The 25,096-nt window shown below is 39.5% G+C and carries 21 protein-coding genes; 11 read left to right on the top strand and 10 right to left on the bottom strand.

Annotated elements, in window-relative coordinates; genetic code table 11:
• Position 1: 1 nt before the first annotated feature.
• From arfA to MTF66_RS10210, 4 genes are all read right to left on the bottom strand, one after another.
• On the bottom strand, positions 2-202 hold the full coding sequence (gene arfA, locus MTF66_RS10195; RefSeq protein ID WP_010389506.1) for an alternative ribosome rescue factor ArfA: 201 nt from the start codon (positions 200-202) through the stop codon (positions 2-4).
• Between the two features lie 175 nt (positions 203-377).
• Positions 378-2,906: a TonB-dependent siderophore receptor gene (locus MTF66_RS10200; RefSeq protein ID WP_248527149.1), complete on the bottom strand. Its 2,529-nt coding sequence runs from the start codon at positions 2,904-2,906 to the stop codon at positions 378-380.
• A gap of 438 nt (positions 2,907-3,344) precedes the next feature.
• On the bottom strand, positions 3,345-4,502 hold the full coding sequence (locus MTF66_RS10205) for an HDOD domain-containing protein (protein ID WP_055011569.1): 1,158 nt from the start codon (positions 4,500-4,502) through the stop codon (positions 3,345-3,347).
• Positions 4,499-6,508 carry an EAL domain-containing protein gene (locus MTF66_RS10210; protein WP_138570282.1) on the bottom strand — a complete coding sequence of 670 codons (2,010 nt, stop codon included), beginning with the start codon at positions 6,506-6,508 and terminating at the stop codon, positions 4,499-4,501. The genes MTF66_RS10205 and MTF66_RS10210 overlap by 4 nt, the downstream gene beginning before the upstream one ends.
• Positions 6,509-6,871: 363 nt before the next feature.
• Here MTF66_RS10210 and MTF66_RS10215 point away from each other — a divergent pair, with 363 nt between their 5' ends.
• The 4 genes from MTF66_RS10215 (at position 6,872) to hemH (ending at position 12,137) form a co-directional block, all read left to right on the top strand.
• Positions 6,872-8,056: an FIST signal transduction protein gene (locus MTF66_RS10215; protein ID WP_138570283.1), complete on the top strand. Its 1,185-nt coding sequence runs from the start codon at positions 6,872-6,874 to the stop codon at positions 8,054-8,056.
• The gene (locus MTF66_RS10220; RefSeq protein ID WP_248527151.1) at positions 8,053-9,462 is read left to right on the top strand and encodes a sensor histidine kinase; all 1,410 of its coding nucleotides are present in this window, start codon (positions 8,053-8,055) and stop codon (positions 9,460-9,462) included. Before MTF66_RS10215 ends, MTF66_RS10220 begins: the two co-directional genes overlap by 4 nt.
• A 239-nt stretch (positions 9,463-9,701) precedes the next feature.
• Positions 9,702-11,039 (top strand): HD domain-containing phosphohydrolase, encoded by a 1,338-nt coding sequence (locus MTF66_RS10225; RefSeq protein ID WP_248527152.1) that lies wholly within the window; start codon positions 9,702-9,704, stop codon positions 11,037-11,039.
• 78 nt (positions 11,040-11,117) lie between these two features.
• Positions 11,118-12,137, top strand: a complete 1,020-nt coding sequence (gene hemH, locus MTF66_RS10230; protein ID WP_248527153.1) for a ferrochelatase — start codon at positions 11,118-11,120, stop codon at positions 12,135-12,137.
• Positions 12,138-12,282: 145 nt separating this feature from the next.
• On the opposite strand, the gene MTF66_RS10235 is transcribed toward hemH, so the two are convergent.
• Positions 12,283-13,440, bottom strand: a complete 1,158-nt coding sequence (locus tag MTF66_RS10235; RefSeq protein ID WP_010389519.1) for a benzoate/H(+) symporter BenE family transporter — start codon at positions 13,438-13,440, stop codon at positions 12,283-12,285.
• Positions 13,441-13,808: 368 nt separating this feature from the next.
• Between MTF66_RS10235 and MTF66_RS10240 the strand changes: the two genes are divergently transcribed.
• Entirely contained in the window at positions 13,809-14,522 is a 714-nt protein-coding gene (locus MTF66_RS10240) for a hypothetical protein (RefSeq protein ID WP_248527154.1), read from the top strand.
• A 65-nt stretch (positions 14,523-14,587) separates the two neighbouring features.
• Positions 14,588-15,331 (top strand): M12 family metallo-peptidase, encoded by a 744-nt coding sequence (locus MTF66_RS10245; RefSeq protein ID WP_010389522.1) that lies wholly within the window; start codon positions 14,588-14,590, stop codon positions 15,329-15,331.
• Positions 15,332-15,424: 93 nt separating this feature from the next.
• Here MTF66_RS10245 and MTF66_RS10250 read toward each other — a convergent pair whose 3' ends face one another.
• Positions 15,425-16,639 carry an alkaline phosphatase family protein gene (locus MTF66_RS10250; protein ID WP_248527155.1) on the bottom strand — a complete coding sequence of 405 codons (1,215 nt, stop codon included), beginning with the start codon at positions 16,637-16,639 and terminating at the stop codon, positions 15,425-15,427.
• A gap of 153 nt (positions 16,640-16,792) precedes the next feature.
• Here MTF66_RS10250 and dgt point away from each other — a divergent pair, with 153 nt between their 5' ends.
• On the top strand, positions 16,793-18,256 hold the full coding sequence (dgt, locus tag MTF66_RS10255; RefSeq protein WP_010389524.1) for a dGTPase: 1,464 nt from the start codon (positions 16,793-16,795) through the stop codon (positions 18,254-18,256).
• A 93-nt stretch (positions 18,257-18,349) separates the two neighbouring features.
• Positions 18,350-19,840 carry a hypothetical protein gene (locus MTF66_RS10260; RefSeq protein ID WP_248527156.1) on the top strand — a complete coding sequence of 497 codons (1,491 nt, stop codon included), beginning with the start codon at positions 18,350-18,352 and terminating at the stop codon, positions 19,838-19,840.
• A 112-nt stretch (positions 19,841-19,952) separates the two neighbouring features.
• Here MTF66_RS10260 and MTF66_RS10265 read toward each other — a convergent pair whose 3' ends face one another.
• Entirely contained in the window at positions 19,953-20,117 is a 165-nt protein-coding gene (locus tag MTF66_RS10265) for a hypothetical protein (RefSeq protein WP_171039104.1), read from the bottom strand.
• Positions 20,118-20,184: 67 nt separating this feature from the next.
• On the opposite strand from MTF66_RS10265, the gene MTF66_RS10270 reads away from it, so the two are divergent.
• Positions 20,185-21,033: an ABC transporter substrate-binding protein gene (locus MTF66_RS10270; protein ID WP_248527157.1), complete on the top strand. Its 849-nt coding sequence runs from the start codon at positions 20,185-20,187 to the stop codon at positions 21,031-21,033.
• A 507-nt stretch (positions 21,034-21,540) separates the two neighbouring features.
• On the opposite strand, the gene MTF66_RS10275 is transcribed toward MTF66_RS10270, so the two are convergent.
• Together MTF66_RS10275 and MTF66_RS10280 are read right to left on the bottom strand one after the other, a co-directional pair.
• Positions 21,541-21,825, bottom strand: coding sequence for a putative quinol monooxygenase (locus tag MTF66_RS10275; protein WP_248527158.1), 285 nt, complete (start codon positions 21,823-21,825; stop codon positions 21,541-21,543).
• A 2-nt stretch (positions 21,826-21,827) separates the two neighbouring features.
• A complete protein-coding gene (locus MTF66_RS10280; protein ID WP_138595457.1) occupies positions 21,828-22,043 on the bottom strand; it encodes a DUF2798 domain-containing protein in 216 nt (71 codons plus the stop codon).
• A gap of 81 nt (positions 22,044-22,124) precedes the next feature.
• Between MTF66_RS10280 and MTF66_RS10285 the strand changes: the two genes are divergently transcribed.
• Together MTF66_RS10285 and MTF66_RS10290 are read left to right on the top strand one after the other, a co-directional pair.
• Positions 22,125-22,985, top strand: coding sequence for a LysR family transcriptional regulator (locus MTF66_RS10285; RefSeq protein WP_282454062.1), 861 nt, complete (start codon positions 22,125-22,127; stop codon positions 22,983-22,985).
• A gap of 153 nt (positions 22,986-23,138) precedes the next feature.
• Positions 23,139-23,489, top strand: a complete 351-nt coding sequence (locus tag MTF66_RS10290; RefSeq protein ID WP_248527160.1) for a hypothetical protein — start codon at positions 23,139-23,141, stop codon at positions 23,487-23,489.
• A gap of 344 nt (positions 23,490-23,833) precedes the next feature.
• On the opposite strand, the gene MTF66_RS10295 is transcribed toward MTF66_RS10290, so the two are convergent.
• Positions 23,834-24,709, bottom strand: coding sequence for a nuclease-related domain-containing protein (locus MTF66_RS10295; RefSeq protein ID WP_055011583.1), 876 nt, complete (start codon positions 24,707-24,709; stop codon positions 23,834-23,836).
• Between the last annotated feature and the right edge of the window lie 387 nt (positions 24,710-25,096).

The following is a 25,096-nucleotide window of genomic DNA, read 5'->3' on the forward strand; positions in this document are numbered from 1 at the left end:
ATTAAGCCGCGATTAAATAGGACTCTTGTCCTGCATGTTTGTTGTTACGTTTAAACGAACCTTTACCTTTTTTAGCTTTAACCACTTGCGGTTTAAATACTTTAGAGGTTACCAGTGCCGCCAATGCGTTGTGCTTTATCACTCCTCGACCGGTGTCTACTGCGGATTTATTAACCGCTTTTGCTTTGCCTTTTTTAGCCATTTGTTTTTTCCTATTAGTAAAATGAGGGGGATACATATCCCACACTGATATTGATGGCGATTGTATGCTTAATTTTCAAGCATGCAACCATTTTTAATGTCTTTTTCAATTTTTTCAAGCATAAAAAAAGCGCCGTTTAAAACGGCGCCTTTGCTGGTTTAACTTAACCTAAAAATTAAAAACTAAAGCTTAGTTTTGCATAGTAACTACGGCCATCAAAACCGTATGGTACTGCACGTAACGGGTATTTAAATGCCCCATTTGAGATAGCATTTAGTACTTCATCATCACCTAGCTCATCCGGTGTTTCATCAAATACGTTGTCTGCTCCAACCGATAACGAAAACATCTCATTAATTTCATAGCTTACGTTTAAATCTACGAGTACTGCAGTCTCTACGGTACTCGTCGCTTTAAACGAGCCATCTGTTGCAAGCTCAATATGGTCATTACCAAAGTACTTCACATCGGTTTCGCCAAAGTAATTAAAGCGGATCATTGCGCTGTAGGCATCACGCTCATAATCAAAGGTAAGCGTTGCACGTTTACCCGGTTGTCCGTCGGTTAAAAAGCTACTTTGAATGTCATCAAGCGCTACACTTTTTGGAATGCCCGGTGCTGCATTCACACTATCAATTTTAGTTTCGTTTAAATTACCCGCAAACGTAGCAGAAAAATTACCGTCATATAAATCAGTGCGGTATGACGCAATAATGTCCACACCTTGAGTGGTTGAATTCACTGAGTTTGAAAAGTAATTCGCCTGCACCGCACCCGTTGCTTGCAGAGCAGCAACCGCCTCAGGGCTAAACGCCACATCATCAGCCGATAACAAGCTGCCTAATGTAATACGGTCTTCAATTTCTACACGGTAAAAATCCACCGTTAACGATAAATCACTGGTCACATCGTAAACAAAACCGGCACTGTAGTTAGTTGATGTTTCAAGCTTTAATGTATCAACGCCTAAAGCAGCAGGAAATGCAGAGCCCGTTGTCGCTGTAAACGACTGGCTTAACGTGCCGTCAGACCCTAAGTTAGTGGTAAACGCAGTGTAACCACTTTGCTGTAATGATGGCGCTCTAAAGCCCGTTGATAACGCACCACGTATTGCAAAATCATCATTAAATTCATAACGTGTTGCTACTTTACCTATGATATCGTCACCCGCATTCGAAAAATCTTCATAGCGAAGTGCACCGCTCACATTCCATGCATCGCTTAACATGGTTTCTGCATCTACATATACTGCGTAGCTATCACGATCGCTTTTATTTGAAGCTTCAGGACGAAGGCCGTTATAAGCTTGAAAACCACATTGTGCAAATTGACTCGGATCGTTCACCGATGGGTATGATGTATCCGTGTTGGCTGTGCCACACGCGTATGATGCTTCTTCACCTGGTACAATTTCATAGTTTTCTTTACGGTATTCAGCGCCAATTGAAACATAAACAGGCTCACTGCGACCAATATCAATAATTCCGTTTATATCTGCATTAAACGTTGTTTGATCAAATCTAAATCCACCCGAATAACCCTCTTTTGGGCCAGCATTCGCGGCTACATCGGCATCGCTTGCACCCGGATTATTAAATAAATACTCCGCCGCGTATGACGCATTTAAAGTATTTCGTGAGGTAAAATCGTATTGGTTTTCACCGTAAACAGCAGAAACATCGTAGGTCCAATCAGGGTTAATTTCACCTTTAAAACCAACAGCTACCGAAATATCTTGTGCTTCATTGTCGATTTGCGGTAAAAAACCGTCGCTGTAAACTTGCGTTACGTTTTTAGACGCTTCATTAAAATTACGGTAAAAGCCGTTGCCTAGTGCCGTGCGCTCAGAGTAACCACCAAATGAGTAAAGCTCTCCTTCACCCATTGGCAACGCCATATTGTAAAATACCGAAGTGAATTCACTCTCTGCATTACCTTGTCCCCAACGTACTTCGTCCGATAAAGTACCTGGTGCAACATTAAGTGACCCACCCGTATCTCGCTCTGCGCGGTTAGTTTTATCTGCATCGCGGTACTCAAGCGATAAATTAATAAAACCGCCTTCATTACCTAATTCAAAGCCACGGTTTAAACCGGCTGAAATTGTTTCTCCATCTCCTTCTGCCGTTTCGCCATATTGTACGTACCCGGTGGTTAAATCTGTTGAGTTATTAAGTGATAAGTTGATAACCCCTGCAATTGCATCTGAGCCATACTGCGCCGCCGCACCATCACGCAACACCTCAACCCCTTTTAAAGCAATAAGCGGGATCGCATTCATATCAGTACCCGCAGAGCCGCCGCCCACAGTACTTGTTAAACCAAAAATAGATTGATTATGACGGCGCTTACCGTTGACTAAAACCAAGGTTTGATCTGGTTGTAAGCCGCGTAATGTAGCAGGGCGAAATAAATCAGAACCATCAGAAACCTGTGTTCGTGAGAAGTTAAATGACGGCGCCGTTGCCTGTAAGCTCTGCCCAAGCTCGGTAAAGCCGCCTTTGTTTAAATCATCTGCGTCAATTAAATCAATAGGTGATGACGACTCAGTGGCAGTTCGGTTTGAAACTCGCGATCCTAAAACAGATATTTGTTCGATATTTTTTTCAGCTTTAGCTGACGCTTCTTGTGCATTAACCATACTTGGCGCACTGAAGGCAAAAGCAACCGCTACAGCCAAGGTGTTTAAACGATATGTTGACATAATGATGACCCTGTTTTGTGTATTCTTATAATGTGTGTGGGGTATATTCGTGTATCCCCTTGCCAACATCCTAGCAACATACACAAACAAAAAGAAACAAAAACTTTATAAAATTAGCATAAAAATGCAAATAACTTTAAAAACAGGAAAATAACACCTTTAAGAGCTCAAAATACAACCAAAGCAGCAATTTAATATCACACCACCAAAAGTTAATACGATGTTAAATATAAAGTTATATTTATAAGAACTAAAAACAACGTGGTTGTACGTTTTTTAAACCAAACTGGTGATAAAACGTACTTATAATGATCTTTTATGCGGTTTTTATTAGACTAAAGTAGATAATAAAGATAAGAAGGAGAACTCAGAGGAAATTATAAATAGGTGGCTTTGTAATACTGCCCGTTTTTAAACGTTATTTTATACAGAGTCTATTTAAGAGGTATAACTCTGCCAATCAAATTCACTAATAACATGGCAAAGTAATGGGTCTACGCCTTTTGAGTCACAGTATGCACGTAATTGCATGGGAGTTTGTTCATCAAAAATAATTTGCCAAACAATATACAACATATGATTAAACAGAGTTAACTCATTATCATCAGTACCAGCTAAATCATGGCAACTCATCAGTAAGTTACATATTTTCGTGTCGTATCCCCATAACTTTAAAACGTAGGCCGAAATAAAATTGGCACTCACGTATCCATTGTTGATGGTTTGCGCATGTTCATCTGGCGGTTCACTTTCGCCTTGAGACAGTAAAATAATTTTGCCAACAAAACTCAATAACGCCACTGAAAATAATAGTTCTTGATCATGTAAGTTAAAACCTGCTTGCTTTGCAAAACGCTTAACACAACTAGCGTAATTCGCCGCTATATTTAATTGCTTTTCATGCACATCAACAGGAATAGACGATTCAAAATTTTTGGCAACCAATAAAGAAGTGGTGATAGCCATTAATATAGTGGTTCCGAGCCTCGACACAGCTTCATCAATTGACGAGGTAGGCCTTATAAAGCCAAGATAAGCAGAGTTTGCAAGTTGCAACAATTTAGCGGTTATTATTGGCTCTTGAGAGACAACATGGCTAATATCATGTAAATCAAATTCATCGCTTTGTACTAAGTCTCTGAGTTCTTTTAAAATAAGAGGGTAAACAGGGAAGCTGATCATTGCCCCTAACTGCCTGCGCACATTAAAAGCAAAAGGTAACGACTTTAACGCCGCTACATTGTCAAAAAGCGCGGTTATATCTGCTTCATTAAACGGCTTAGCAAGGTAAGCATGCACAACATTAGGTTGTCGCATCATGGTACTCAGTGTCATATCACCAGTAAGTAATGCTCTGACTGGGTAGGGGTTTTGTGAAGAGCATTGCTCTAAAACATCCAATCCATTCATTTGCGGCATTAAATAATCACTTAATACTAAATCTAAGTCTTGCTTAGTGTTTAGCAGCTGCCAAAATTCATCAATATCAGAGGTTGTCATTATATCAACCTCTGGATAGGCTCGATGAATAGTCCTTTGTAATACTTTTAATAAAAAAGCATCATCGTCTAGTATGACGACCGTTATCGAACTCATTGCGCACCTTGAGAATTAAAATGGTTTAAATAATTACAAAAATCATCCTGCTCTAAAGGCTCACTGTAGTAATAGCCTTGTATGTAGTCACACCCTAACTTTTTAATTAATTCACATTGATAGGCTGTTTCTACCCCCTCAGCAACAACTTTTAAATTTAGATCATGCGACATACGCGTAATATTACGAACCATACTTTGCATCGCTAAAGACGATTCAATATCAGTAATAAGGGTTCTATCTAGTTTAACGCCATCTACAGGTAGCTTAGAAAGATAGCCAAGTGATGAGTAACCTACACCAAAGTCATCAATTAATAGCTTAAACCCCAACGATCTTAGCCTTATTAATTGCTGTTCGCAGTTAGTAAAATCTTCGATTAGATAAGTTTCTGTTAACTCAAAAACTAACTGTGACGGCTCTAAACTATTGCTGCTTAAACACTCGAGCATGTAGTCAATCCAATCCGGATCATCTTTTAATTGCCTAGCAGACAAGTTAATTGCTAATACACCCACCCCTGTTTTGTTGTCTGCCCAGTATTTTAGTGTTTTACAGCTTTGAGAAATAACCCAGCGCCCTATTGAGATAATTTGACCATCGCATTCAGCAATCGGGATAAAATGAGCTGGTGCTACCCAGCCATGTTTACTCGGCTCATACCAGCGAATTAACACCTCAGCAATAAATATTTGGCCTGTTTTAGTATCAACCTTTGGTTGAAAGCGTAATGAAAGCTCATCTTTATTTACCGCTGTTAATAATAAACGGCTTAAATCAAAGTTCTTTTTATAATCTGCGACCAGCTGAGGGTCAAAGCGAGAACAAATACGCTGCTGCTCACCTACTTGGTAATTCATCGTCAACTGCATTTGATTAACGAGCTCTTTTCCCTCTAAACTATCCTCAGGAAACAAACCATACACACCATAAAGCTGCACATGGGCATCGGTATATTTACTAGGAAGTGCTTTTTTCAGATCATTCATCGCCTTATTTAGAACGGTTAAAATTTCACTATCAGATTTAATTTCAGGAACAAATAATACAAACCTATCGGCGCTCTTATGAAGAACTTTGACCGCTTTTTCTGATACGCCTTTTAGCACCTCCAAAACCAATTTTATAAGGTGGCTGCCATCTTCGCCCCCTAGCAAATCATTAATTAATTGAAATTGCGAAATACCTATATAAACCAAGGCATAACATTCTTTGTTCGCTTCACACAGCGTTAAATGATGATAAAAGTCAGACTCGTTGGTTACTACCGACTGTGTTCTGGTAAGTTGAAAAATACTACTCAAGCTGTTTGAGTTAATTGATAGCTTCAAAAGTTGGAAAGAATCATCATTTAAACAACGCTCTATCATAATTTCTTCGCTTTTCGCTAGATCAGAGGCGCGTGCATAGTTAATAAAAAGTGTACTGCTTTGCTTGTCAATAAAAGCCTGGCTTACCGCTTTATTTTGAGCTGTATCTAAATGGGCGAGGTGTTTGTTTTCGTATAAATGAATATCAGGAATGATTTCAGCGGCAGGCGCGTTAAAACGATTAATAATGCCGTTATTGTCTATTTCTATTAGGCCAGACATGCTGCCCATTAATAACTGATCTCTTACTCTTTTAGCTCGGCGCTGTTCATATTTTACTTGCGCCTCGCTAATGTTTTCAAGTAATTCACTATCGACCCATGGTTTTTCTAAAAAACGAAATACCAATCCCTGATTCAATAACTCAACTACAGACTTAAAATCAGCATATCCACTTAGCACTAAGTTTACGCAATCGGGCCAGCGACTTTTAACCTGCCGTAATAAATCAGCGCCGTTCATTTCTGGCATTCTAAAGTCAGTAATGATTATCTCAACTTGATTAGCCGCTAATATTTCAAGCGCCTCAAAACCAGAGGATGCCGTCAGCACATCATAACCAGAACGAGCAAGTACTCGCTTTAAAGATTTCAATACATTGAGTTCATCGTCTACTAATAAAATTCGCAAAGCCACTATCTACACCTCAAAATGGGGTTGTACTCTTGCTAACTTGATTGTTCTTCTAAGTACCCTTTGCTAAGCAACCAAAAATGTTCACATCAGCACAAGTATGTTGTATCTAACTACATACGCAATAATGCCACTTAGCTGTAACTGTCTATCTAACTGATACCTTTTCAGATCACCTATATTGGTTTAAGGTTTCTATCATTAATAAGTGATTGCAATCACTAGATACAACTTAAACAAAAATGATACTGTCTAAAAATAAGCCATCCAGTTCACTTTATATAATAATAGTCTAGAATAAATTCTAAGTGATTATTTTTAGTTAAAAACATCCAGCGTTGTGGCTATTATTACCAAGGGGCATCTATGTTCGCCATTGAAACTTTTCACACTCACGGCAGCGATATAGATAAATTTATCAAACCTGTAAGTCAGTTTACAAACAACAGTCCCGATTTACTGCTCGGGTTTGCTACAACCGATACCATTAAATATCTTTATAATAGCCAGCCCAACTTGATAAAAAACACTCAAAATTGCTTAATCATCTCTTCCTGTCTTGGCTCATCAACCGAAAAAAATTTATCGTTAAATGAGCAAAGTATTAGTTTATTCTCTATCAAAGACTCAACGGGTCATTATGGAATTGCAAGTTGTAATGCAACCGATAATCTAAGAGAAAATGCTGCTCAAACCGTACTCGAAGCCATTGCTAATGCAGGCCAAACTGGACTCGCCCCAAAAATGGTCTGGTGTTTTCAAGTTCCAGGTAATGAGGAGTTGGTATTACAAGGAATTCAAGATGCTATCGGGCAGCGTATACCTGTTTTTGGAGGAAGTTGTGCCGACAACGACATTTCAGCAAAGTGGTGCTTTAGCGATACTAAAAATGTATACCAACAAGGCTTTATTATTGCAGTGTTATACCCCTCGGTAGAAACATTCGGCTTTTATAGTTCAGGCTATGATAAAACCGACCAGCTGGGTACAGTTACAAACGTTGATGGTCGCATATTAAATACTATCGATAACCAGCCCGCCTTTGATGTTTATAATCAGTGGCGAAAAAACATAGGGTTTGAACAGTTAAAAGCGGGAAATATACTTGCCCAATCAACGATGACCCCACTGGCAAGAGCCCTTTCCTCTGATGATGATATTCCTAGGCTGCTGCTAAGCCACCCAGCGGTAGCTGAAAATGGCACGCTAGAATTATTTTCAAATTTAAGCGTTGGCGATACTGTTTATCTTGCTTCGGGAAGCCCTGAACAATTAATAAAACGAGGCGATATGGTCGTTTCTTCACTGACCAAACTGGCTGACTTACATGCAATAAAAAATATAAAGGGCGCTATTATTATTTTTTGTGGCGGCTGCATGTTATCTATTCAAAGTGCAATGCAAGAAGTAAAACACTCTATTGCAGCACAATTACCCAACACACCGTTTATTATGGGCTTTACCTTTGGAGAACTTGGCACATTTAGCGACTCAACTAGTAAGCACGGTAACTTAATGATCTCATGCGAAATATTTGGTGATTCTGTATGACTACCAACGAAATACTATTAGAAAAACTGCATTTATTACAGGTTCATAATTTAGCACTTGAAGAAAACCGTGCCCTTAACAGCCTGATTTTAGACGGCCTAGATGCAATCTTAAAAAACGACAGCACAGAAACCTTACTCACTGAGTTTTTTAATATTTTGCAACAAGCGATCTCTTTTTCTGCGGCTATTTTAATTAAAATAAATCCCAGTGATGAATTATCTACATTAGTTACAGCATCGCACCCTCATAGCGATGCAATAATTACCCAGCTTACAGTGCTCGATAAACCGAATAGAAACATTAAAAATGTATTTAACTTACACCAACTTCCTAATTGGCAAGTAACCGATCCTTTTTGGAATTCGCAGCATGCAATGCTCACCACTCCAGTAAGTACCAGCACAGAGAGCTACCAGCTCTATATTTTTTCTGAAACAATTGGCGCGTTTAATCAGCACGATATTACTTTAATGCAACGCTTTGTCAGTTTTGCAGGGAATACGATTTCACAATTTGAAAAACGAAACTTACTTGTAAAACAAAAAGAAATGGAGGAAAAACAAAGCAACATTGAACAAGTGCTAATCAACTCTGAAAAAATGGCTTCGTTAGGGCAAATGGCGGCAGGCGTAGCACACGAAATAAATAACCCTTTAAGCTACATTGTTAGTAATATCCAAAATTTGGCTTACAACCTTGAGCAATTTAGTCATTTAATTAACACACTCAAAGCAGAAAAAGCCATAACGCAGCAAACATTAGTAGATACACTACAGCATTACCAATTTGATGAATTACAAACAGACTCAAGCGATATCATTGCTGAAATGACTGAAGGGGCTGATCGAGTTAAGGAGATTGTTCAAGGGTTAAGGCAATTTGCTCATCCGGATCAAACCCAAATTGGCGATATTGATATAACCGAGCTCATTGATAACACATTACGTGTTGCCTGGAACGAAATTAAATATAACGCCAACGTTGAAAAACACTACAACACAGAACCCGTTATCATCACAGGGCGTTCAACCCAGCTCTCTCAGGTATTTTTAAATTTATTTTTTAACGCCGCTCAAGCCATTTGCGACAAGGTTGGAGTGATCAGTATTACCACTAAAGCCGATAAAAAAAATGCCTATATAACTATTGCCGATAATGGCAGTGGAATTGATGAGAACAAATTAAATAAAATTTTTGACCCTTTCTATACTACAAAACCAATAGGCCAAGGCACAGGGTTAGGGCTGGCTATAAGCAAAGCAATTATAGAGCAGCATAGTGGTCAAATTCGAGTTGAAAGCCAGTTAAACCAAGGTACTGTTTTTTATATTACCTTACCTAAAAAACCCAAACTAACTGACGATGTACTCACTATTTTAAATGCTAACAAACCGATTGAATAAGCTCTATTTACAGCACTGATTTTGTGTAAGTAAGCTGTAATAATCATCGTTAACTTTAAGAGTAATATAGTTAAAATATTTGCAAACCAAGGTACTGCGCTATGGTATTTAATCCTATCCGCTGTGATTTACGTACTGCTAAAGTACAGTATCTTGATACGGCTTAAATAAATCAGTTGTTTACAAGCAAAACTTAGACTAACTTTAGCCATTTAATACACTTTCTTATTGGTAAAAAAATGACGGACATTGACCCATTAGAGCAATTAAATCAACAACCACCGAGTATTTTATGCTTAGATGATGAAGCCAATGTGCTTAAATCTTTAGTTCGTTTATTACGCCAATATAAATTTGATGTGAGTGTTTCAACCAGTGGCCAAGATGCACTTGAAAAAATGCATGCAAAGGAATTTGACGTCGTTATTAGTGATATGCGTATGCCACATATGAGTGGGGCGGAGTTTTTAGCTAAAGCGAGAAAAATCGCTCCCGATAGCCAGCGTATTTTATTAACTGGTTTTTCTGATCTAGAGTCAACAATAAGTGCGGTTAACGAAGGAGGCATTCATGCCTATGTGCAAAAACCTTGGCAAAATGATCACTTAATTAGCGTTATCCAATCGGGTGTAGAAAAGTTTAGACTAAAAAAACAAAATGAAATTTTACAACTTCAAGTAAATCAACAAAATCAGCAGCTAAAAGAACTTAATACTAATTTAGAACAACTCGTCGACAAGCGAACAAAACAAATTAGAAGCGTGCTGAAAAAACTTGAAGTCGCTAATGAAAGTGAAAAACGAGAGCATCAATCTACTGTTGAACTGCTTTATAATTTTATTAATGCAAATCCCTATCTCGATGGTAAAAGAGCCGAGAACATTGCCGGCACATGCACGCAAATAGCACGTTACCTTAATGTATCGCAAAGAAGTATCACGCTTGCGCCTATTGCAGGGTATTTAGCTCAAATTGGTTTACTTGCGATGGACCCTGAGCTTTACAACAAACCTATTAACGAGCTCAATGAAGTACAGCGCAAAACGTTTTACACCCACCCGAGTATTTCACAATTAATGCTCATGCCTGCGACTCATTTAAGTGATGTTTCTGATGCAATTTATCATCAATTCGAACGCTACAACGGCCAAGGAATACCCAAAGGACTTGCTAAAAACGATATCCCCATTGGGGCTATGGTGCTCAGCGTTGCTCGTGATTATTGGGAGCATTATGAGCAAAGCGACCCATTATTAACTACAAAAATGCGTCATGAGGTGGCACTTAATAATATTAAGCTTGGCAGTGACAGCTTATATCACCCAAAAATAGTAAAATCGCTTGAGGCAAGTCATGCACAGCTTATGGCCTCAGACACGTCTATTGGCTCAATTAAAGTAATTTGCGCTCAAGAACTTGAAGAGAGTATGACACTGGCAAACTCACTGCACAGCCATACAGGTATTATGCTTTTACCCAAAGGGCATGTTTTCAATTCAAAATCGATTGTTAAGCTACAACAACTCGAAGCCAAAAAGCCGACTCCGTTTAGAATTATGGTTAAAACGGCTAAATGATTGATCTAAAATGCTCTTTTATTCGTTATACTAAGCCATAATAGTTACTTTCAAATATATTGCTTGAAGGAGCACACAGTGTCGCGATTTTCTGCCGTTACCGATAATCCCCACGACGGGCGTTTTAACCAAAAAACAGGTATTTTATTAACCAACTTAGGTAGCCCCGATGCCCCCACAGCAAGCGCGTTACGTGTTTACTTACGTGAGTTTTTGTCAGATCCGCGTATTGTAGAAATACCACGTATAGTGTGGATGATCATTCTTCACGGCATCATTTTGCGTATTCGCCCAAAACGCTCAGCTAAATTATATAAAAGTATATGGACCGAAAATGGCTCGCCGCTTACTCACATTACACGCCAGCAAAGCCTTAAATTAAATGCTTTATTAAAACACCATGGCTATACCAACACCGAAGTGGTTATGGCGATGCGCTATGGTAATCCATCAATCGAAGCGGGCCTTGAAGAGCTTAGAGACAAAGGTTTAACCCGTATTATTGTGCTGCCGCTTTACCCGCAGTATTCAAGCCCAACTACAGGCTCCACATTTGATGCGGTTGCCAATGTATTAAAAAAATGGCGCTGGGTGCCAGAGCTGCACTTTGTAAATGGGTATCACAAAAACCCAACCTACCTAGAATCACTCGCTAACAGCATTAGCGAAGATTTAGAAAAACACGGAATGCCACAAAGAATGGTGTTTTCATATCACGGTATGCCTAAACAGTTTTTAGATAATGGCGACCCATATCACTGCCTATGCCAACAAACCACGCGTTTAGTGGTTGAAAAACTAGGGCTAGACAAAGATAAAGTGATTACTACTTTTCAAAGTCGCTTTGGTAAAGCTGAATGGTTAAAACCATACACAGATGCAACTCTTGAGAGCTTACCTAGCGAAGGAATTAAAGATATCGCAATTATCAGCCCTGCATTTAGCGCCGACTGCCTTGAAACACTTGAAGAATTAGAAGGTGAAAACCGAGAAATTTTTGAAGAAGCTGGCGGCGAAAAATACCGATACATTGCAGCCCTAAATGATCGTGACGATCACATCGACGCCATGTTTGATGTGTTAAAGCCAATGCTATAAAAAAGAGAGCAGCGGTTAGGTTTTAGCTCTCAGCGTTCAGCTGGAGATTAGCCAAGTGCGGTGAAAGCTTGTAGGCGCGAGTATATCTCGCGCTTTCTCTTGTATCACTTTCTGATAGCTGACAACTTATAACTCAAAGCTTCGCTTAGCGCTTACGTGTCACTATTAATGTGATTGCTCCGGCAATTATTCCCCAACAAGCAGAGCCCACCGACCATAAAGTTAAATCTGAGGCCGTGACTAAAAAAGTAATAATGGCCGCTTCAGTATATTCAGCACTATGCAAAGACTGCTGCAAACTATTGGCAATAGTGCCAAACAAAGCAATACCCGCCAGCGCCAATACTAAGGCCTGTGGCAGGCTTGCCACAATTGCCACTAACATAGCCGCACATAACGCCATAATTATGTAAAACACGCCACCAGCAATACTTGCCCAATAACGCTTATCAGGGTCTTTATCGGCCTCTTCGCTCATACAAATAGCCGCTGTTATGGCTGCTAGATTAATAGAGTAGGTACCAAAGGGAGCCGTCACACAATTTATTAACCCGGTCACAGTTAATGACGATGATATAGGCGCCTTATAATTATGTGCTTTCAAAATAGCGAAGCCGGGTAAGTTTTGTGAGGTCATAGTTACTATATATAAAGGAATACTTATACTTACAAATGCCTGCAAACTAAAGCTTGGTGCAATATAAGTAAAACTACTGGCTTGCCAATGCACGGTACTGGTATCGATATTGCCCATATACCACGCTAAAAATATACCCGCTAGCAACACACTTAGCATCGCAAAACGGGCAAAAAAGCGCTTACCAATAAAGTACACCACCACCATTAAACCAATAACTAATGGCATATCGTTCATAAAGTTAAACACATCAATGCCAAATGTGACTAATACCCCCGCTAACATGGCACAAGCCAGTTCACTGGGAATACGGTTCATGATTTTTTCAAACCACCCCGTTATCCCCGACACCAGCACCAATAAGGCTGAGAGCATAAATGCACCTATCGCTTCAGGTAGGCTATAGCCTTGGGCGCTTGAAATTAGTAATGCAGCCCCAGTGGTAGACCATGCAATTAAAATAGGCACTTTATAATAAAACGACAACACAATAGAGGTACTGCCCATTACCAAGCCCAGCATTAATATCCAGCTTGCCACTAATTCAGGTGTGCCACCTAAAGTGATCACCACTTGGTAAATCAATGCTATTGAACTTGAAAAACCAATAATAACGGCAACAAGTCCCGCCATAGTGCGACTAAGTAACTGATCAGTCCCTGCCATAATTCCCTCATTAAGAAACCCTAATGTTACAACATACTTTGCCTATTTATACTTTGCAATTTTGAATAATGAATAATGAATAATGATCACGTTGCTAAAAAATTTTATTGGTCAGTTTTGTCTTTCAAAATCATTGCAATTTAAAAAACACATACGTACCTAAAAACATGCCACAGGGTGCGTCATTACTACAAAAAACCACACTTATTAAATCAAAAACAAATACCTAAAAAAGGTAAAGCAAATACTTACAATAAGTTACAAAAACACCCATTAACACTTTATGGTTACAATTTAAATTTGATCTCATCCTATTTTTAATATAAAACTTAACAATTAGTTCACCAATAACCCTAAAAGAGAAACAGATGAAACGTTACATTGTTTTAATTATCGCTATTCCTTTGTCTGTATTTGCCATATATACGCTGCTTAATAATCAGAATAAAACCGATGAGGTAGAAGCCCCCATAGCTATTGATATCGTTCCTGTTGATTCTGAATTTGCAAAACAAACACGTAAGCCATTACCAATCGATATGAGTAAAGATCCTATAAAAGGCGCCCCTTCAAAAGCAAAGTTAGCAGTTATTGAAAACTCATTTGACGCAATCAATAAACCTTCAACCAAGGCCAAAGAAATACTTAAAGCGGCAAAAGTACTGCCTACCGATTTACAAAATGAAGCCTATATAGAATTTGATCTAGCAGCGCTTAAAACCCTTGAAACAGGGGATAATTTTGACCTAGCTATACCGCAAACCGCAGAAACCTACAGCGCTGAAATAACGAATGTTACCAATGCCAGTAACGGTGATAAAAGCATTGTTGGCCAAGTGATTGGCGCTAATGGAGCGTTGCATACCACTATATTAACCGTTGGTAATGACGCGGTTTATGGTCAATTTACTGCCCCTAGTGGCAATTATGTTTTTGAAAGCAAAGGCCAATACGGCTGGATTGCAGCAAAACGCGATTTATATAAAAACCATATAGAACACCAAGTAGGTGAACCCGCACCAAAAAATACTGACGGTGGAGATCCTTTTGCGCCCAGTGATGAAGAATCACCCTCAATTTAATTTTTAACCTCAACCAAGATGACTCAGCAGTAAAACTGCAATTACAAAAGAAAGGAAATACGACTATGAAAAAAATAATATCAACAGCCGCTATTGCAACGGCATTATGTGCCGCTAGCACAGTGTCAGCAGAAACAATTGATATTGGTATTTTATATACCGACCAATCAGCTGCCGCTACCAGCAATATTAATACTAAAATTAATCAGCTTATTGCTTTTAGTAACCAAGTATATAGTCAAAATGGCGTTGATATAACACTGCGTTTAGTCGGTTCTCAAAACTTAGGCAACCATGCAATAACCCCTTCAGAAGATTGGCTTAACGCTGTGACAAATAGCAGCTACGTAGATGGTTTACGTAATGATTGGAAAGCCGACATGGTAGCCGTATTAGGCACAGGCCAAAGTGCAGGCAGCGGTTTAATCTCTTGTGGACTAGCATGGGTTGGTCAAGGTACGAATGGCAATTTATACAGCTCAATGAGTAACCGTATGTATTCAATAACAGCCGTTGATTGTGGAGCTACAACGTTCGTACACGAACTAGGTCATAACCAAGGTTTGGCGCATTCTCGTAAGCAAGGCGATACGGCCGGTGGCGTATATGTTGATGGTATGGGCCACGGTGTACAAAATGAATTTGCCAGTATTATGGCTTACCCGCATGTGTTTGGTAGTGCAACTCAGTACGATTATTTCTCTAACCCAAATTGGAGCGTAAACGGCATTTCATTTGGTGTAACCAACCAAGCATATGCTATTCGTACTGTAACCGACACAAAAACCAGTATTGCTAACTTTAAATAAACCCAATTCTAAGAATTAGCATTAAATAAATGGGTAAATTATTACCCATTTACACCAATTAAGTTTCCCTTGCGGAGCGCCTCGGCGCTCTTTTTAATGATTAACTGCTTTTATTGCAGGCATTAACGTTTTGCCATCGCTATCTACTTTACTCATTAGCTTTAACCCCATTACCTTGGCAAGTACAGGGTAAATATCTAAATTATTCACCAGCTCAATACTTACCCCTTTTTTAAACGCAGGACCTGTTGCTACAAAGGTGGCTGCCATATCATCACTATAAGCATAGCCATGTGTACCTAAATAAGGCGCTTTAGTACCGTTACTAAATACCGCAGGCGCATTGGTTTGCACCACAATATCGCCCACTCTACTCCCGCTATTATAATGGTAGCCTTCAAGCTGTTCGCTACTTAAAACACTATAACGCCCCTTAGCCGCTTTTTGTAAACGTGCTTTATACGCGTCAATATCCGCATTTTTAGCATCGCTTTTAGTATAAATAAGTAAACGAGGACCGGTATTCACAATAATAAAATTATCATCTTTAGGTAAACTGCTAACAATAATGCTTTGCTCAGGATCAACCTGTGCCATGCCATGATCAGAAACAATTACTAAATTAATATCCTGAGATAATTTGCTCAAGCGAGTGCGTAATTGCCCCACTAAAGCATCTAACTTATGAACAGCGTCACGTGTTTGTACTGCATCTGGGCCAAACTCATGCCCCATACTATCAACCAGCGAAAAGTAACTGGCTACAAAACGTGGGCGCTGCGCTTGAGGCAAACTTAACCATTGTACAATTTGGTCAATTCTGTCTTGGTAGTCACCTTGTTTAGAATAATGAAAATAGTAGTCTGGCGTCATACCATTAAAGCGCGCATCCGACTCAGGCCAAAAATACACCGCCGATTTAAGCCCATGCATTTTTACTAAATTCCATAATGGAGTACCACGTACCCAGGTACTGTCTTTTTGGCCTTTACCCATGCTGTAGCATTGATTATTGCGCGCTTTGTCACAAAATTTATTGTCAACAATACCGTGGTTAACGGGTAGTAAACCAGTAATCACCGAAATATGATTTGGAAACGTTTTAGTAGGGTAAACTGGCTGCATTTTTTGTGCTCTAACCCCTTGCTCAGCCATTGCTTTTAAATTGGGTGCACCGTGCTTTTCAATATAATCCCAACGCAAGCCATCAATTGAAATCATCACTACAGTTTGCTCTTTGGCTGCAAACGCATTACTCATCCCTAATAAAAGGCAAAAACAGACTGCCTTTGTGATCCACAACTTCATTTTAAACACCTATAGATGTATGTTAATTTTATAAAAAATAATACTAAAGCAAGTTGTTACTTTATGATACATGCTGATAGATTAAAGATGGCTCACTAAAAAATATAACTGTGCACTTAATAAGAGCCCAACGTGCAAAATAAAAGGATTGCCATGATCGACTTCAGCAGCAAAATCACCCCAGCGCGTATGCAGCGCACGACGGCCAATTTACAAATGGCGCTTGAGAGCGATCGTGGCCGAATTATTAATAGTGCAGCCATTCGTCGGCTGCAACAAAAAACCCAAGTATTTCCGCTTGAACGCAATGCAGCCGTGCGCTCGCGCCTTACTCACTCATTAGAAGTACAACAAGTTGGTCGATTTATTGTGCAGCGTGTTTTTGCCAACTTAAATTACCAACAGCAAAAAGAATATGGTTTATCAGGCTTAGAACGCCCGCTAGAAACCCTAGTAGAGATGGCCTGCCTAATGCACGATATTGGTAACCCGCCATTTGGTCACTTTGGCGAGGCCGCCATTAATAATTGGTTTAATGCTAACTTGGCCAGTATTACGCCTGAGCGTTGCCAAACAGCCAATAGCAGTATAGGCGTTATTTTTAAACATTTAGCGCAAGATATTTGCAGTTTTGAAGGCAACGCCCAAGGCATACGTATTATTCACTCATTGCTCAGCCTAAATTTAACCTACAGCCAAAGTGCGGCAATTTTAAAGTACACCCGCCCTGCCAGCTTAGCGAAGCAAGATATCCCACAAAATAAAAACTACATTATGAAAAAAGTGGGCTACTACTACAGTGAAAAAAGCTTTGTAGAGGCACTGCAAACTGAGCTCAAAATGGAGCCGAATTGCCGCCACCCAGCCAGTTACATAATGGAAGCCGCTGACGATATTTCTTATTGCTTGGCTGACATAGAAGATGCGGTAGAAAAAGACATAATCACCACACAGTTATTATGCGAGCAACTAAAAAAACAGTATCAAAAAGCGTTAATTAACTTAGCCTTAAACGACACCCAACATCAAAGCTTTGTTGATGATGCAATTAATTACGCTATTGAACGCGCGCAAGCACAGCCCTTTAATTTTAATAGTGAATTTTTTATTTATTTGCGTGTATCGTTACTGCACCCATTAGTAAATCATGCTGCTAAACGCTTTATTGAAAACATAGAGCCAATTTATCATGGTGACTTTAACCATGCATTATTAGAAGACCGCAGCTACCTGCATGCAGTAACCCAAGCCCTAAAACAAGTGGCACTTGAGCATGTATTTTCTCATAAAGAGGTCGAAAAGCTCGAACTACAAGGCTACCGTATTATTAACGGCCTACTAGAATGCTATAAACCGTTACTGCAATTAACTAGCGACGACTTTAAACGCGCACTACATGGCGACAACCGTTTATTAATAGAATCGAGATTAGTTAAAAAACTCTCTAAAAAACACTTAAGTAGCTATCAGCACGCTATAAATGCCATGCAAGAAGAGCCCGACCACTTTGCAGCTTATGAGTTTTATTACAGATGTAGACTCATTCAAGACTACATAAGCGGCATGACTGACCAATTTGCTTACGACGAGTACCGCAGCTTAATGGTGATTGACTAATTTAGGCTTAGCGCGCGAAATTGCTAAGCCCTAGATAATTTTTTACTTTACGCTTAAAATTAGTGCATTGATGCTTAACCGCTTTTGAGTTTTATGAAACCGTTACTGAGTTGCTTACTTTTTTGTTTTACTTTGTTTTATAGTGCCAGCAGTGTCGCTTATAACGAAGCAATGTGCATTCTTATAAAACAAGAAATGCAGCAATATAGTAACGACAAAACTAGCCGTAAGTACCGTAACGCCGCTCGCGACTACAAAAAAAACTGCAGTAACCCGGCACGTACTCAACCAGCAGCAAAGCCTAAAGCGCAACCCATTATTGAACAACCCATCCCTGAGATTACAAAACCGCAAGTAACTGAGCCTGTTTCATCTGTTGTAAATATCCCTATTGCAGAGAGTCAAACCCAGTCATCACTTACACAGCAAAGCGCAAAATCAAACGTTGAACAAACAGTAGCAACAGCGTCTGAGCCAGATATTGAGCAAAGTATTAAACATACTCAAAGTACAACTGTTCCAGCATCAGCAATTACCGAGCCTAATGAGCTGCAAAGCAACAAAACAACAAACGATGAACAAACTGATGCTGCAACAAATGATCAGCCTAGCATTGATACAACCACGCAAAACAACACAACTCCAGCAGTTACAAAATCAACAGTAGAGCCTTTACAAACGGCCATGCCGGTTACCGTAAATGCCACAGAGCAAGTTAACGGTGTTGCCTCATCAATCCCTAAAAAATCAAATATGTTGTCGCTAGTATTACCCAGTGTGGCGCTACTCTTAGTGGTAATAATTGGGGTTGTTGTATTAATGCGCCTACGCCATGTTAAGCAAAATAACGAGCCTGCCGATACCAGTATGCCACTAGCTGCTCCCCCTACTAAGTGCGATGACAAGCAAAGTAGTACTGCTATTGATGAATCTAAGACTCTTGATACCAGCAAAAGCGAGCCAAAAACAACAACCGAAAGTGCCGAGCCAAACGCAAACGAAGTGAGCACAGCTAAAGTAAAGCAAATCCCGAATACCGCAGAGTTTGAAGCCGCCGCTAAAGCCACTTTAGAACGGATAAAAAATGCCACCGAGCATGCAGAGCCACAAGTAAGAGACTTTGATCCCGAAGCCAAACCAATCAAAAAACAGCGCAAGCCGGTTAATCAGCCTAGCGAACCTGTACCAACGACTAAAAAAGAAGCACCTATTGCAGCTGAGCCCATTTCGCCTCAACAACCAAAGGCAGACTTACATTCGCCTAAACAACCGCGCTCACCGTTAACGCCACCTACCGAGCACGACTTTAAAGAGCCTGAAATACGCACCTTCGATCCCAACGCCCCCTTACCCACTAAAAAAAGTGCGATAAAACCAGAACAAGTAAAGGTATCGCCAGTTGAACCCACTAAGCCTGATATACCGCCACAAAGCAGTAACCCATTTGCTAACTTATCGCTTGATGAAAGTTGGGATCCAAATTCACTACAAAAACCGAAAGTGGAAGAAAAGCAACGCGCCCCTAAATCACAAGCACTAATTGAAGCTGAAGAGCGCGCAAAAAACATGCAAACAAAAGAATAATAGAGTACGCTGTACTTATTAAAAGGTGGCTTTAAATCTAATACCAATTCGCTTAATCAAGTGGTCTGTTTTGAGGCAGGAAAAATGTGTTGATAGCTAGGCAAAAAATTTGCTATTTAGTTGTTCTCAGCAATTGCTCCTGCATTGCTCTACCTTCTGCATCCATGCAGTCGTAATGAGAGTTTTTTAACGCAGGTAGCGACACGTTTAGCCCCGTAAAATGATTAAGTATTATTGCCGACTGATCTAGCTTAAGCGTGCATTCAGTTTCACTCACTACAATAGCCTACTTTTTGAACAGCACCAGTCACAACCTAATGGCTAAGAAGGAGTAAACTATACATATGCATGTGATGTTATCAGCTAAATTAAGATACCTTATTTTTACCGCATCTTTTTGTCTGATGGCTTTAGTGAGTGATTACAGTAACGCAATTGAAGCAATTCAACCCAAAAACGAACAGCCCACACATACCACTACTTTAAATATAAGTACCGGCGAATGGCCCCCTTTTTTAAGTAAATCATTACCTCATCAAGGTGTGATTGCCCATTTAATCACCGACTTATTTGCACAAGCCAATATTAAGGTTAACTTTACCTTTTTACCCTGGCCGCGTGCTTACCACGACACCATTAATGATAAATACGCAGCCACCGCCGTATGGATGTTTGAACAACAACGTACTGAGGATTATTTTTACAGTGAGCCAGTGTTAAACGAGCGTTTTGTATTTTTTTATCACAAAAAACGCCCTTTTGATTGGCAAAACCTAAACGATTTAAAAGGCTTATTACTCGGTGGTGGGCTTGCTTACAGCTATGGCGAAGAGTTTGATAAAGCACTACAAGCGGGTCTATTTGATATGTCGCGAGTAAGTACCACAGAGCAAAACTTTAAACGCTTAGCTATGGGCAGAATAGACGCCTTTGCCGAGGAAAAAAGCGTAGGCTATTACACCTTGGCCAGTAAGTTACCTAACCTATTTAGCTCTATTAACCATCACCCCAAAGCTTTACTCATAAACCAAAGCTTTATGATGTTCCCTAAAAATAACAAATACAGTAAACAGCGGCTTGAAATTTTTAATCAGCAATTACTTAAATTTAAACAAAACGGCCGCTATCAAGCCTACTTTGATGCGTTAGATAATGGCGCTTATCAACCCACAAATAACGCCCTGGCCGACTGACCTGGCACGGGTTGCGAGCTACGAGCTAGGTTTTAGGCTTTAGGTTTTAGCACAAGCTCGCTGCTCGTCACTCGAAGTCCGCAGCCTTTACCACCGTAGGCGTTAAGCTTGCTGACGCGAAAAGCACCGCTTTTAAATTACGTTACTTTCACGCATTATTCGCCTCAAAAAATGAGGCGAATATCGCACTTAATTGCCTCATTGTGTTAATTGGTAAGTTGAAATCGTAGAAACCAGTTTTAGCTGTGATTATTTTAAACGCCAATTTCGGTTTCGAGCAGCAAGCGACTGGCAACGAACACAACCTAGCACCTTTAACCTAGAACCTTTTACCTGTTCTCACCGCGTGCAGCTTGCTGACGCGAAAAGCGTAGCTTTTAATACTCAAAGCCCGCTCCCCGCAACCCGCCGCTCGTCACCTTTATTTATACATGTCGCGTTAGCGAGTGCCGACCGTCCGAGGACACACACTCCCCACTCCAATGAGGTACACACGATAAATTAAACTTACTCAATCGCGACTAATTTATTTACTTCTACCGGTTTTGCTAACGCCGTTTCATAAAATGCAAACACCTCTTTTACATAGGGCTGTGAATAATGCGTATCCAAAGCAGCTTGCGACGTAAATTGTTCGACTAAAAACAAGCATGTTTGCTCACTATTGCTGTATAGCTCAAATCGAATACAGCCAACCTCAGACTGTGTAGGCTTTAAAATTTGCTGTAAACGCCCTTTACAGTCATCAAATAATGAAGCTTGAGGGGTTATTTTTGCCACTATATTAATCATCTTTAATCCTTATTAATTAATTTAATAACCACAGCACGAATTGGCGGTGCTACAGTAAAGGCCACTAAAAAAGCTGCAGGCCAGGCATTAATAAATGCAGTTAGCCAACTTTGCACAAAGGTATCGCTTAAACCTAAATTTACGTAGGTCACCCATGCAGATAGTAAAAACGACATCATGAACGAAAATGCCAATGTAAATATAAAATGAATTTTCATCTTTCCTCCTTGGCGTTACTATATTCAAAAGCTTGGGGCTTCCATACTCACAAAAATGCAAACTAAGATTGAGAAACAGAAATGCTTGATGACATTCATTTATTTATAGAGGTAGCTAGGCGTAAAAGTATGAGCCAAACGGCAAAAGACTTAGGCTTAAATTTATCGACGCTATCGCGACGTATTCAAGCACTTGAAACCAAATTAACAGAGCCATTATTGCAGCGTACAGCACGAGGAATCGTGCTAACAGCAAAAGGAGAGCAGCTCTATACATCGCTTGCAGATTCAATGTTAGCGCTTAATAATCAAATAACCGCCCTTAATTGTGATAGCAATAGCAGCAATACTTTTTATTTATTATGCCCACAGAACATCATTGCAGATCTGCTTATGCCTGCGCTAAATACATTTATAAAAGATAATCCTTCGCTCAATTTTCACATATCACCGAGTAATGCTAATAGTCAGTTGAGCCAACAACGCTTTGACCTCGCTATTCGCATTGGCCAACAACAAGACTCAAGTTATTATCAAAAACGCTTAGGCGCTATTGCGGTTAAGTTGGTCAGCAAAAAAGATGCACCACAAACTCGCCTAATTTTACCTTACACTCAAACTCAGTTACCAACAGGCATGCTTAACAAACTAACAGAACTCTACAGCGATATAAGTTATTGCTTTGATATAACAATAGCCCGAAAAATGGTTGAAGAAGGAAATGGGGTTGGTTTATTACCTATGAGTGAAATTAGTTGTATTACTGACAAACAGGCTTTTGACTATATTGAATTACAGCCTGCTTTTGCAAACAGGCCTATTTATGCTCTATGGCATAACACACGCCAGCCAAGTAAAACGGCAAGTCAGTTAATTACCTTAATACAGGGCGTAATTGAGCAAACGCTATGCTTACAGGGCGATATTGTTGAGTTAGGTTAAGGGGTTATTTATGCTGTAAGGTGCAGCTTTTGTGTTGTCGGTTTAAGTTTCTACCCGGCTTGATTTTATAGCAAGTATAAAAGTGAACAAATTTATGAAAAAGACTTTTGAAAATATATACGACAGACAACCTCTAACAAAAGAAGTTTTCTAATGCCCATACTAGAAATACTATTATACAGCAGCATCTTTTTCTTTTTTTATCTTATGATAATGGCTGTTTTATTCCCGCGTATTTCAATTAAATACATTGATAATAAAATGATACAAGATGGAATTAGCTCCCCAAGCTGGGATAAAGGAATCGGAGAAAGTGCGCCACTTTACGCTATGGCTATTTTTTGTGAAAGGGCACGAAAACCAACACCACTATTTGATGGCAGCCATGTTGCAAAGTATGCAAGACCAATAGACAAGTTTTTAGCTTTATTGCACCTCATTTCTACTACAGGCTTTTTGTTGAGTATATTTTCTATGATGATTTTAGAGGCTTTTTTTTACTAGGCCTACAAATTATTTGTAGATGTCGCGTTGGCGACGACAACCAAGGGGCGGATACCGCCGACCGCCCCTTGGAACCCCACGGCGCCCCGAGGGTCACACTACTTCTTTAATTTAAATTAATAATATGAACGTAAACGCGATGAAACACGTCCGTGTGTAAGCATCGCTTAACGCGCATTGCCTAAAAGGATTTAGGTACTTGGAATTTGTCGGGAACAAAATTCCGCCATGCTGCTATTACTCATCATTAATTCAATTTCGGGTGTGATCACGGGGAATTGTCTTGGCAGCGGCGTTTAAGTTTTTTGTAGGCGTTTAGCTTACTGTCAATAAAAGCTAGGCTTTTAAATTGCTTTACTTTCATGCAATGAGCGCTGTACTACCTGATAACAAATAGCGCGTTGTTGCTCTTGGTTTAAATTTACTTGTCGCATCGAAAGAATCGTTTTCACTAATTGTTTATGTGAAACAATCGGAAAGAGTGGGCGCTGCTTTAGTTCAACAAACCAACCAGGAAAGCACAAAACAGGGAAAACTTGAGTATTAAAACCCGTTGCTTCATATAACCATTTGTTCACCCAGTCTGCTTGATTTTGAGTTTGCTCTAATGGCTTACTTTCAAACCAAGAGGGAAATGCTAAATGATTATTCTCAAATTTAACCTTGTAATTTTTATCGTCTTTTATTCGCTTGTGTCTGCCTTTAGTTTCAATAGCAAAAATGCCATTTGCCCCAACAACTAAGTGATCAATGTTAAAACCATCAGCTTGTATATCATGAAATACTTGATATCCATGTGACTGTAATTCTATAAGTTCAGAGGCAACAGCAAGTTCAGCATCACGGCCGAGCTTTAGTTTTATTAAATAATTAGATTTAACCCACAGCTTTCTTGCTACATAAGCTAAACCTAAAATAATCAAAACAATTAGGAAGTAATTAAAATTACCGCTAGCAAAAACTTCAGCAATGCCTTTTATAGCAAAAGGCATTGTAACAATTAAAGCAGACAAGAAAATTAAACCTATAACATCAACAATATTATCATTGACTTGTTCACTTAGAGTTTGAGCTGCAACGCGTTTAAGCTTTTTCCGGTCGACCGGTAGCTTTGCATTTTTTTGATGAAGCCATATTCTAAAAAATAAAATACCTAGTAACGAGTAGACGCTACCAACAATAACTAAAAGGCTTAAACCTTGGTTTAATAAATCATCCATGACTAGTTCCTATAACAACAACTTGTACTTTATACATTAAAAACAGTTACATGTCGCGTTGGCGAAGGCAACCAAAGAGAAGTAACCGCCGACTTCTCTTTGGAATCTCTCGGCGCCCCGAGGATCACACTGTTTCCTCAATTTAATTAATAATATGAACGTAACCAGCGTAGATAGGCCATCCGTGGCCAAGCTACGCCTTTTGCAGCATCCATGCTGTAAATTACTCATCATTAATTCAATTTCGGGTGTGATCACGGGGGATTGTCTTGGCATTAGCCTTTAATTCATAATTATTAGCTGCTATTTTGGTCGGTCGTTCAATTTATCCTATATAACACTTTATAGGATAAATAAGGCCTGGTATGATTCATCGTCTTTTTATTT

The organism is Pseudoalteromonas sp. 2CM39R, assembly GCF_023161845.1.

Bases quoted from the DNA above. Each gene is read 5' to 3' on its own strand.
- arfA (WP_010389506.1), bottom strand. From the start codon at position 202: ATGGCTAAAAAAGGCAAAGCAAAAGCGGTTAATAAATCCGCAGTAGAC.
- MTF66_RS10200 (WP_248527149.1), bottom strand. From the start codon at position 2,906: ATGTCAACATATCGTTTAAACACCTTGGCTGTAGCGGTTGCTTTTGCC.
- MTF66_RS10205 (WP_055011569.1), bottom strand. From the start codon at position 4,502: ATGAGTTCGATAACGGTCGTCATACTAGACGATGATGCTTTTTTATTA.
- MTF66_RS10215 (WP_138570283.1), top strand. From the start codon at position 6,872: ATGTTCGCCATTGAAACTTTTCACACTCACGGCAGCGATATAGATAAA.
- MTF66_RS10220 (WP_248527151.1), top strand. From the start codon at position 8,053: ATGACTACCAACGAAATACTATTAGAAAAACTGCATTTATTACAGGTT.
- MTF66_RS10225 (WP_248527152.1), top strand. From the start codon at position 9,702: ATGACGGACATTGACCCATTAGAGCAATTAAATCAACAACCACCGAGT.
- MTF66_RS10235 (WP_010389519.1), bottom strand. From the start codon at position 13,440: ATGGCAGGGACTGATCAGTTACTTAGTCGCACTATGGCGGGACTTGTT.
- MTF66_RS10240 (WP_248527154.1), top strand. From the start codon at position 13,809: ATGAAACGTTACATTGTTTTAATTATCGCTATTCCTTTGTCTGTATTT.
- MTF66_RS10245 (WP_010389522.1), top strand. From the start codon at position 14,588: ATGAAAAAAATAATATCAACAGCCGCTATTGCAACGGCATTATGTGCC.
- MTF66_RS10250 (WP_248527155.1), bottom strand. From the start codon at position 16,639: ATGAAGTTGTGGATCACAAAGGCAGTCTGTTTTTGCCTTTTATTAGGG.
- dgt (WP_010389524.1), top strand. From the start codon at position 16,793: ATGATCGACTTCAGCAGCAAAATCACCCCAGCGCGTATGCAGCGCACG.
- MTF66_RS10260 (WP_248527156.1), top strand. From the start codon at position 18,350: ATGAAACCGTTACTGAGTTGCTTACTTTTTTGTTTTACTTTGTTTTAT.
- MTF66_RS10270 (WP_248527157.1), top strand. From the start codon at position 20,185: ATGCATGTGATGTTATCAGCTAAATTAAGATACCTTATTTTTACCGCA.
- MTF66_RS10275 (WP_248527158.1), bottom strand. From the start codon at position 21,825: ATGATTAATATAGTGGCAAAAATAACCCCTCAAGCTTCATTATTTGAT.
- MTF66_RS10280 (WP_138595457.1), bottom strand. From the start codon at position 22,043: ATGAAAATTCATTTTATATTTACATTGGCATTTTCGTTCATGATGTCG.
- MTF66_RS10285 (WP_282454062.1), top strand. From the start codon at position 22,125: ATGCTTGATGACATTCATTTATTTATAGAGGTAGCTAGGCGTAAAAGT.
- MTF66_RS10290 (WP_248527160.1), top strand. From the start codon at position 23,139: ATGCCCATACTAGAAATACTATTATACAGCAGCATCTTTTTCTTTTTT.
- MTF66_RS10295 (WP_055011583.1), bottom strand. From the start codon at position 24,709: ATGGATGATTTATTAAACCAAGGTTTAAGCCTTTTAGTTATTGTTGGT.